Raw genomic sequence first — 8,873 nt, 5'->3', positions numbered from 1 at the left:
TACCAGCAGGCCAACTCGCACGGTCAGAAGGTGCAGACCGCTGGCAACAACATGGCCAACACCGACGCGTCGGTTGGCTCCAGCTGGGCCTGAGCGCCCCGCAATTTCGCAGCGCGCGGCAGCACACCCGATCCACGGGTGTGCTGTCGCGTGCTGCAATTGGCGGGTGGTGCCGAGCGGTCACGCCCTTTCGCGTGATCCAATAGCCAAGTACATCGACCAACCCGGTAGAGGAGGGTAGTGATGGACCCGAGCACTCGCACCGACATCACCGTCAACGTCGAGGGTTTCTGGATGCTGCAGGCACTGCTGGACATCCGCCATGTTGCTCCCGAGTTGCGTTGTCGGCCTTATGTTTCCACTGATTCGAACGACTGGATCACCGAACACCCCGGCATGGCCGTGATGCGCGAGCAGGGCATCGTCGTCGACGACCAGGTCAACGAGACGGTGGCGGCACGCATGCGGGTGCTTGCCGCGCCCGACCTCGAGGTGGTGGCGCTGCTGTCGCTGGGCAAGCTGCGCTATGGGGTGCCCGAGGGCGACGAACAGGAGCCCGGCTCCCGCGACATCCCCGACAACGAGTTCCGGGTGCTGTTGGCCCGGCGTGGTGAGCACTGGGTGTCGGCGGTACGCGTGGGCACCGACATCACCGTCGACGACGTCGCGGTAACCGACGCCGCGTCGATCGCCGCGCTGGTGCTCGACGGCATGGAGTCCATCCACCACGCCGACCCGGCACAGATCACCGCGGTCAACGTCCCGATGGAGGAAATGCTCGAGGCGACCCAGAGTTGGCAGGACTCCGGTTTCAACATTTTCACCGGGGGAGACCTGCGCCGGATGGGCATCAGCGCCGCGACCGTGGCGGCGCTGGGACAGGCATTGTCGGAACCGGCGGCCGAGGCCGCGGTGTACGCGCGGCAATATCGCGACGACGCGAAGGGACCCAGCGCTTCGGTGCTCTCCCTCAAAGACGGCTCGGGCGGCCGCATCGCGCTGTACCAGCAGGCGCGCACCGCAGGCTCGGGCGAAGCCTGGCTGGCGATCTGCCCGGCCACCCCGCAGCTTGTCCAGGTCGGCGTCAAAACGGTCTTGGACACCCTGCCGTACGGCGCCTGGAAAACGCATCGGCGGGTCTAGCGGCCCGCGCGGCGCCGAATGCCAGTGTCCCGACAAAAAACCGCGGGTTAACGCGATCGTGCGAATGGTATGAAGTGCCTTTAGAATTGGATTGATTTGAAAATGACACATTGCGAGGCGGCACTTATGGGTACTAGTTCATTATCCGATCTGGTGGTGAAACCATGACCGCGGCGATCGAGTCCGGTCAGGTAGGTGAGCTCGCGCCGACGGGGCCGCGCTCGGTGGTGGTCGGAGTGATGGCCGGCGACGGCGTACAGATCGGCACGCTGCTCGACGCCGACGCTCCGGTGTCGGTGATGCTGGACCCGCTGCTCAAGGTCATCAACGGGCGGCTTGCGGAGCTCGAGGAACCCGTCCTGGCCGCCGAGGGCCGTGGCCGCTGGGTGCTCAGCCTGGTCGACGGAACGGTGCTGCGGCCCAACCAGTCGCTGACCGAGCAAGAGGTCTATGACGGCGACAGGCTGTGGCTGCGCTTCATCGAAGACGTGGAGCGGCGCTCACCGGTCATCGAGCACATCTCGACCGCGGTGGCGGTCAATCTGGCGAAGCGCTTCGCCCCGGTCGACACGGCGACGGCAGTGGGCGTCGGGGTCGCGACGCTGTCCACCGGTGTGCTGCTGGCCACCGGGCTGCTCGCCGGATGGCGGGTGCAGCACAACTCCTGGCTGACCGCCGGATTCAGTGCGGGCCTGGCCTTTATGGTGTTGATCGCCGCCGGCCTGATCCTCATGCAGGCGCGCAACGCCTCCGACCGTCGGGTCGGCGACATCCTGCTGGCCACCGGCCTGGTGCCCCTGGTGGTGGCGGCCGCGGCGGCGGTGCCCGGGGACGTGGGTGCGGCCCAGGCGGCGCTGGGGTTCGGCGTGGCCGGTATCGCCGCACTGGCGGTCATCCGGCTCACCGGACGGCAGCTGGCCGCCTACTCGGCGGTCGCCGTCATCAGTGCGGCGGCCACGTTCGCCGGGGTGCTGCGGATGCTGTTCCTGACCGGCGCAGTGACCCTCATGACCTGCATCTACCTGGCCTGCGTGCTGGCGTACCAGAGTTCGCCGTCGCTGTCGCGGTGGCTGGCCGGGCTGCGGCTGCCGGTCTTCCCCTCGGCCACCAGCCGCTGGGTGTTCGAGGCCCGTCCGGACCTGCCCACCACGGTGGTGACCTCGCCCGACGCTCCGCCCTCGCTGGAGGGGCCGGAGTCGGTACGCGAGGTCGTCCTGCGGGCGGAGCGCGCGCGGTCGTTCCTGACCGGCTTGCTGTCCGGGCTGGGTGTGCTGATGGTGGTCTGCATCACCGGCCTGTGCGACCCGCACTCCGACCGGTCGTGGCTGCCGCTGCTGCTGGCCGGCCTGACCGCGGGCTTCCTGGTGCTGCGCGGCCGTTCCTTCCGGGACCGCTTGCAGGCGGTCACGGTGACCCTGACCGGCCTGGTGATCGTCGCGGCCGTGGCGGTGCGCTTCGTGGTGCAGCAGTGGACAGCGACGACCGTGGTGGTCGGCGTGGCCGTGCTGGTGCTCGTGCCGATGTTCGGGCTGCTCTCGGCGGTGATCGTGCCGAACCGGATCTACAGCCCGCTGTTCCGCAAGTTCGTCGAGTGGATCGAATACCTGTGCCTCATGCCCTTGTTCCCGCTGGCACTGTGGTTGATGAATACCTATGAAGCGATCCGGTACCGGTAGGGGCGTGCGCCGGCTGCAGCGCACCGCTGCGGCCGCCGCCGCGATGATCATGGCGGCGAGTGGCTCGCTGGCGGGTATGCCCGCCGCCGGCGCGATCGAGCGGCCGGGGATCGACCCGGGCGCGTTGCCGCCCGACGGCACACCGGGACCGCCGCAGACCATGCGGCAGACCGCGTACTGCACCGAGGTCGGGGTGTTGCCGAACACCGACTTCCGCGTCCAGCCGGCCTACATGGACATGCTGAACCTGCCGGAGGCCTGGAAGTTCGGTCGCGGCGGCGGGGTCACCGTCGCCGTCATCGACACCGGGGTGACCCCGCATCCCCGGCTGCCGAACCTGATCCCCGGCGGCGACTACGTGATGGCCGGCGGTGACGGACTGTCGGACTGCGATGCGCACGGAACGTTGGTGGCGTCGTTGATCGCCGCCATGCCCGACAACGGGGTCACCCCGTTGCCGCCGCCACGGCAGACCCGCCGTCCGCCGTCGGTGCCCACCAACGAGCCGCCGCCGCCGACCCCGTCGCCGGCGACGACGATCCTGGTGCTTCCGCCGCCCGAAGCGCCCCCGCAGCCGCCGCCCACGGAGGGCGAGGGGCCGGGTCAGGGTCTATTTCCGCCGCCCCCGCCGGGACCGGCGCTGCCCGTACCCGGGCCGCCGCCGCCCGGTCCGGCTGGTCCGGCTCCGGGACCCGGTGCGGCAGGTGCGTCGGCTCACATCCCGCGCGACGGCGGTGCCGGCGTGGCACGGTCGGCGAGTTTCTCCGGTAAGGCGCGGACCGCACCCGTCGATTTCCGCGCGCCGAGCGCACCGCCGCCGGGCGGGGCACCGGACGCCTTCAGCGGGATCGCTCCGGACGTGCAGCTGATCTCGATTCGCCAGTACAGTGCGGCCTTCGGGCCCAAAGAGCCGTTCGGGGCCGGACAGGACCCGCAGCTGCGGGAGAAGACCGAAGGCCTGCGGACCATGGCCCGGGCGATCGTCCACGCCGCCAACATGGGGGCGCAGGTCATCAACATCTCCCAGGCGATCTGCATGAACGTCCGGACCATGCTCGACCAGGCCGATCTGGGCGCCGCGGTGCGCTACGCCGCGGTCGAGAAGAACGTGGTGATCGTGGCCGCCGCCGGTGACGTCAGCTGGCGGGACTGCAAGCAGAACCCCACCTACAACGCGATGCGTCCCGACGACCCGCGCGACTGGAGCGGGGTCAACACCGTGGTGACGCCCGCTTGGTTTGACGAGTACGTGCTGACCGTCGGTGCGGTCGATTCGGCGGGTGCCCCGCTGAGCAAGACGAGCGTGGCCGGACCGTGGGTGTCGATCGCCGCTCCGGGGACCGACATCGAAGGGCTCTCGCCGCGCGACGACGGGTTGATGAACGCGGTCGACGGCCCGGAGAACTCGCTGCTGGTCCCGTCGGGCACCAGTTTCTCCACGGCAATCGTCTCCGGCGTGGCGGCCCTGGTGCGGGCAAAGTACCCGGAGTTGTCGGCCCACCAGGTGATCAACCGGCTGATCCGCACCGCACGACCACCGGCACGGGGGGTCGACAATGTGGTCGGATACGGCATCGTCGACCCGGTGGCGGCATTGACCTGGGATGTTCCCGACGTGGCGCCGCAGCCACCGGAGCGGCTTTCGGCGCCCCTGGAGGTGCCGCCGATGCCCCCCGAACGGGATATGACACCGGCCTGGGTCGCCGGCGCCGGGTTGTTGGCGGCGCTCGCGGCGGCAGGCGTGGCACTTGGAGTGGCAGCATTGCGACGATCGGCAAGGAACCGATGAAGGCACAGCGCGCATTAGGTCTGAACCTGTCCTGGCTGCGGCTCACCGTGGTCTTCCTCATCGATGTGGGGATATTGGTGCTCGCCGGTCGATGGCCCGGCGACCCGACCGTTGCCGACTACCTCTGGTGGACGGGGGTCGGGGTGGCCGTGGTGGTGGCGATCATCGCGCTGCTCACCTACCGCAACGTGCCGATCAGCGCGATGTGGGGCGCCTGGCTGGTGGATCAGTTCGTCGACCCCGAGCGGGCGCTGCACCGCGGGCGGACGGCTGCGTTCGATCACCAACGGCGTTTCGGGCGTGAGTCGGTCGGGGTGCGCGAGCACGAGGGGCGGCTGGTGACGGTGATCGCGGTGGGCGGGCGTGCGTCCTCGGCGACCGGCCGGCACGGGCGGGTTTCGGACGCGACTCTGCCCGTGGAGCGCCTTGCCGCCGGCCTGCGGCAGTTCGACGTGCGACTGGACAGCATCGACGTCATCTCGGTGGGGACCCGTCAGGACCCCCGTGATCCCGAAGACCCCGACGTCGAAGAGAACCCGTCGATGCCCGACCGTCGCCGCACCTGGGTGGTGTTGCGCATGGATCCTGCCCACAACGTCAACGCGGTCGCGGCACGGGACTCCCTGGCCGCCACCTTGGCCGCAGCCACCGAGCGGCTGGCCACCGAGATCGACGGGCGGCAGCTCAGCGCCCAGGTCCTGCACGCCGACGAGTTCGACGCCGTCGACGAAGCGGTGCTTGCCGACCTTCAGGCCACCCAGTTGCGGCACCGGTTGTTCCGGGCCAAGCCCGAGGGCCGGGTCACCAACTTCTGGGTCACGCCCAGCGACATCAATCCGGAGAACCTCGAGCACCTGTGGTACCCGGAGGCGGCTGCGACGGTGGTCACGGTGCGGCTGTGCCGCAGCGGCGGCCGAAGCACACAGATCTGCGTGCTGGCGCGGTATCACACGGCAGACAAGCCGGGCCGCAGTGTGCGGTCGGCGCTGAACCGCTTCGTGGGCCGGCGCCAGATCGAGGCCGTCTGGGCCAGCCTGCCGGTCCCGAACGCGCACCGGCGGATCGCGGTACCGGGGCGGGAGCTGCAGGACGGCGAGCAGTTGCCGGTGTCGGTGGACGTGATCGAGGAGTACACCCCGGCGTCGGCAGGGGCGCGCGGGTGACCAGTCCGGCCTCGGCCGATGCCCGCAACGCGATGGTTGCGGGCATGCTGGCTTCCGGTATCTCGGTGAACGGGCTGCAGCCCAGCCACAATCCGCAGGTGGCGCTGCAGATGTTCACCACCGCGACCACGATCGACCCGAGCATGTGCGATGCCTGGCTGGCCCGGTTGCTGGCCGGCGACTCCGACATCGAGGTGCTGGCCAACGCGTGGTCCACGGTCCGCACCTTCGGGTGGGAGACCCGTCGGCTCGGGCTGTCCGACCTGGAGTTCCGTCCGGAGGTCTCCGACGGGATGTTCCTGCGGCTGTTGATCACCAGCGTGGAGACGCTGGCGGCCGCCTATGCCGCGAAGCTGGCCGAGGTCAAGCGCTACGCCGAAGCGGCGGACCTGCTCGACAGCATCGAGCCGCGGAACCCGTTCGAGGCCGAGCTGATCAGCTACGTGCGGGGTCTGCTGTACTTCCGGACCGGACGCTGGCCCGACGTCCTCAAGCAGTTTCCGGCCGGCGCCCAGTGGCGCCAGCCCGAACTCAAGGCGGCGGCGGCCGCGATGGCCACCACCGCGCTGGCGTCGCTGGGGGTGTTCGAAGAGGCGACCCGGCGGGCGCAGGAAGCCATCGAGGGCGACCGGGTGCCGGCCGCCGCCAACGTCGCGCTCTACACCCAGGGCATGTGCCTGCGGCATCTAGGCCGCGAGGACGAGGCCGCCGAGTTGCTGCGCCGGGTGTATTCGAGGGACTCGAAGTTCGCGCCCGCCCGCGAGGCGCTGGACAACACCGACTACCGGCTGGTGCTGACCGATCCGGAGACCATCGAAGCCCGGACCGACCCGTGGGACCCCGACAGCGCACCCACCCGGGAGCAGGCCGAAGCCGATCGGCACGCCGAGGAGGCCGCGCGTTACCTGGCCGAGGGCGACGCCGAGCTGGCCGCCATGCTCGGCATGGAGCAGGCAAAGCGCGAGATCAAGCTGATCAAGGCGACCACCAAGGTGAATCTGGCGCGGGCCAAGATGGGGCTGCCCGTTCCGGTGACGTCGCGGCACACCCTGTTGCTCGGTCCGCCCGGCACCGGCAAGACCTCGGTGGCGCGTGCCTTCACCAAACAGCTGTGCGGTCTGACCGTGCTGCGCAAGCCGCTGGTGGTGGAGACCAACCGCTCCAAGCTGCTGGGCCGCTACATGGCCGACGCCGAGAAGAACACCGAAGAGCTGCTCGAAGGGGCGCTCGGCGGTGCCGTGTTCTTCGACGAGATGCACACGCTGCATGAGCGCGGCTACAGCCAGGGAGACGCCTACGGCAACGCGATCATCAACACGCTGCTGCTCTACATGGAGAACCACCGCGATGAGCTGGTGGTGTTCGGCGCCGGCTACGCCAACGCCATGGAGAAGATGCTCGAGGTCAACCAGGGCCTGCGCCGCCGGTTCTCCACGGTGATCGAGTTCTACAGCTACACGCCGCCGGAACTGCTGCAACTGACCAAGATGATGGCGGCCGAGAACGAGGATGTGGTCAGCGACGAGGCGGTCGAGGGACTGCTGCCGTCCTACACCCGGTTCTATGCCGACGAGAACTACTCCGAAGACGGCGACCTGATCCGCGGCATCGACGTATTGGGCAATGCCGGGTTTGTCCGCAATGTGGTGGAGAAGGCGCGCGACCACCGCAGCTTCCGGCTCGACGACTCCGAACTGGACGCCGTGCTGTCCGGCGAAGTCACCGAGTTCAGCGAGGAATGGCTGCACAAATTCAAGGAACTGACCCGTGAGGACCTTGCCGAGGGGCTCAGCGCGGCGGTCGCCGAGAAGAAGCCGACCTGAGCCGGCAGTAGTCCGACAGTCGATTCACAGCGTGGCACCCACCTGCGCGGGTTGACGCCCACTGGTACCGATGCCACCATGGCGCAGGGAGGGTGGCCGGTGCATCGCTTCGGCCCAACTGGTTTTCGGTCAGTGTCAGGAGGTGAGGACGAGACTTGTGTCCCGGCGATAGTGCCTGTTGTGGATCGGCGACTGTTGGGTCCCGAACCCGCTCCGGCATCATTTCTGTAATCTGACGCCATCTCGCGTGAGCGCGCTTCGGGTACGACGTCGTTCCCGTAGGCGCATGTTCGGCGCGTCGGCGAACGGCGGTCGACTGACCGGCTTTTCCTGGAGGAGAATTCCATGAGCTTTGTGAACACCCAACCCGAGGCGCTGACGGCGGCCGCGGGCAACCTGGCTGCCATCGGTTCGGCGCTCAGCGCGCAGAACGCCGCGGCGGCGGCGCCGACCACCGGTGTGGTTCCGGCCGCCGCCGATGAGGTCTCGGCGTTGACCGCGGCGCAGTTCGCTGCACACGCCAGCATGTACCAGGCCATCAGCGCTCAGGCCGAGGCCATCCACCAGGCCTTCGTCGCCACGCTGAACTCCAGCGCCAACTCCTACGCGGCGACCGAGGCGGCCAACGCCGCATCGGCTGGCTGATCGCCGAAAGGCGCTGGGCAGCAACAACTTTGTAGAATTCAGGAGGGAAATCATGACTGCACGTTTTATGACCGACCCGGACGCGATGCGTGCGATGGCCGGCCGGTTCGATGTGCACGCGCAGACCGTTGAGGACGAGGCGCGCCGGATGTGGGCATCGGCCACCAACATCTCGGGTGCCGGCTGGGGTGGTCTGGCGGAGCGGACGTCGATGGACACCATGGGTCAGATGCAGACCGCGTTCCGCAACATCGTGAACATGCTGCACGGTGTGCGCGACGGTCTGATCCGCGACGCCAACCACTACGAGCAGCAGGAAGCTGCGTCGCAGCAGATCCTGTCCAGCTAGAAGAGAGGCCACGCAGATGTCGATTAACTACCAGTTCGGTGATGTGGATGCCCACGGCGCGTTGATTCGTGCCCAGGCGGCGTCGTTGGAGGCCGAGCACCAGGCGATCGTGCACGACGTGCTGGCTGCCGGGGACTTCTGGGGCGGCGCCGGTTCGGTGGCCTGCCAGGAGTTCGTGACGCAGTTGGGTCGCAACTTCGCGGTCATCTACCAGCAGGCCAACGCCCACGGTCAGAAGGTGCAGACCGCCGGCAACAACATGGCCAACACCGACGCGTCGGTTGG

The 8,873-nt window shown here is 68.7% G+C and carries 8 protein-coding genes and 1 pseudogene; all 9 read left to right on the top strand.

Translation table 11 applies throughout. The annotated features are described in order from the left end of the window. Nucleotides 1–93 (top strand): annotated as a pseudogene (locus AWC02_RS19240) (type VII secretion protein EsxI); the annotation flags it as partial. Nucleotides 94–243: 150 nt separating this feature from the next. After that, nucleotides 244–1,143, top strand: coding sequence for an ESX secretion-associated protein EspG (locus AWC02_RS19235; protein WP_085130304.1), 900 nt, complete (start codon nucleotides 244–246; stop codon nucleotides 1,141–1,143). Between the two features lie 164 nt (nucleotides 1,144–1,307). After that, on the top strand, nucleotides 1,308–2,819 hold the full coding sequence (eccD, locus tag AWC02_RS19230) for a type VII secretion integral membrane protein EccD (protein WP_085130303.1): 1,512 nt from the start codon (nucleotides 1,308–1,310) through the stop codon (nucleotides 2,817–2,819). Further along, entirely contained in the window at nucleotides 2,797–4,608 is a 1,812-nt protein-coding gene (locus tag AWC02_RS19225) for a S8 family serine peptidase (protein WP_085130302.1), read from the top strand. Before eccD ends, AWC02_RS19225 begins: the two co-directional genes overlap by 23 nt. Then, on the top strand, nucleotides 4,605–5,771 hold the full coding sequence (gene eccE, locus AWC02_RS19220; RefSeq protein ID WP_085130301.1) for a type VII secretion protein EccE: 1,167 nt from the start codon (nucleotides 4,605–4,607) through the stop codon (nucleotides 5,769–5,771). The genes AWC02_RS19225 and eccE overlap by 4 nt, the downstream gene beginning before the upstream one ends. A 32-nt stretch (nucleotides 5,772–5,803) precedes the next feature. Then, nucleotides 5,804–7,594, top strand: a complete 1,791-nt coding sequence (eccA, locus tag AWC02_RS19215) for a type VII secretion AAA-ATPase EccA (protein WP_419179295.1) — start codon at nucleotides 5,804–5,806, stop codon at nucleotides 7,592–7,594. A gap of 345 nt (nucleotides 7,595–7,939) precedes the next feature. After that, nucleotides 7,940–8,239, top strand: a complete 300-nt coding sequence (locus tag AWC02_RS19210) for a PE family protein (protein WP_085130299.1) — start codon at nucleotides 7,940–7,942, stop codon at nucleotides 8,237–8,239. A gap of 52 nt (nucleotides 8,240–8,291) precedes the next feature. Further along, nucleotides 8,292–8,588 carry a WXG100 family type VII secretion target gene (locus tag AWC02_RS19205; protein WP_085130298.1) on the top strand — a complete coding sequence of 99 codons (297 nt, stop codon included), beginning with the start codon at nucleotides 8,292–8,294 and terminating at the stop codon, nucleotides 8,586–8,588. 16 nt (nucleotides 8,589–8,604) lie between these two features. After that, the coding region (locus AWC02_RS19200) for a WXG100 family type VII secretion target (protein WP_085130297.1) at nucleotides 8,605–8,873 on the top strand (269 nt) is incomplete at its 3' end.

Origin of the sequence: Mycolicibacter engbaekii (genome assembly GCF_002101585.1) — a bacterium.
GTDB classification, from domain to species: Bacteria; Actinomycetota; Actinomycetes; order Mycobacteriales; family Mycobacteriaceae; genus Mycobacterium; species Mycobacterium engbaekii.
The sequence above is the reverse complement of the archived record's forward strand: the minus strand, read 5'-3'. Positions and strand labels throughout refer to the sequence as shown.

Excerpts from the sequence above, each read along its gene's own strand:
- AWC02_RS19235 (WP_085130304.1), top strand. The coding sequence starts at position 244 with ATGGACCCGAGCACTCGCACCGACATCACCGTCAACGTCGAGGGTTTC.
- eccD (WP_085130303.1), top strand. The coding sequence starts at position 1,308 with ATGACCGCGGCGATCGAGTCCGGTCAGGTAGGTGAGCTCGCGCCGACG.
- AWC02_RS19225 (WP_085130302.1), top strand. The coding sequence starts at position 2,797 with ATGAAGCGATCCGGTACCGGTAGGGGCGTGCGCCGGCTGCAGCGCACC.
- eccE (WP_085130301.1), top strand. The coding sequence starts at position 4,605 with ATGAAGGCACAGCGCGCATTAGGTCTGAACCTGTCCTGGCTGCGGCTC.
- eccA (WP_419179295.1), top strand. The coding sequence starts at position 5,804 with ATGGTTGCGGGCATGCTGGCTTCCGGTATCTCGGTGAACGGGCTGCAG.
- AWC02_RS19210 (WP_085130299.1), top strand. The coding sequence starts at position 7,940 with ATGAGCTTTGTGAACACCCAACCCGAGGCGCTGACGGCGGCCGCGGGC.
- AWC02_RS19205 (WP_085130298.1), top strand. The coding sequence starts at position 8,292 with ATGACTGCACGTTTTATGACCGACCCGGACGCGATGCGTGCGATGGCC.